The sequence below is a fragment of the Microbacterium sp. GbtcB4 genome, from assembly GCF_019091465.1.
GTDB classification, from domain to species: Bacteria; Actinomycetota; Actinomycetes; order Actinomycetales; family Microbacteriaceae; genus Microbacterium; species Microbacterium paraoxydans.
In genome coordinates, this window is record NZ_JAGXJJ010000028.1 from 1 (window position 1) to 372 (window position 372).

Here is a 372-nt window from a genome sequence, read left to right on the forward strand (position 1 = left end):
TCCATCGGCCGCGAGGATCTTGGCGACGAAGGCATGCGGAAGTGATGCGGGTGTGGACATGAGGGACTCTCCTAGGTGTCGAGGCTTCTTGGTGAAGCGAGTTCAGCGTATGACGAGCGAGGGCCGGTGGGGAGTGGCGTATACGGCAGTATTGCTATTGTTTACGTCATGCGTATCGGACTGATCGCGATCGACGGCTGCTTCGGTTCGGCTATCGCGTCGATCATCGACATCGTGCGGGTGGCCGACGGAGCCCGCGGCGATGTCGACCCGCGGATCGACCCGATCGAACTGGCCATCCTCGGACCGAAACGGCGAGTGACCACGACGGCATCGATGACACTGTCGGTGGACCACCCGCTGTCGGAGTCC

At 62.1% G+C, this 372-nt stretch carries 1 pseudogene; it reads left to right on the plus strand.

Going from position 1 to position 372, the window contains the following annotated elements:
* Positions 1–168: 168 nt before the first annotated feature.
* Positions 169–372, plus strand: a pseudogene (locus KVS71_RS17150) (AraC family transcriptional regulator); the annotation flags it as partial.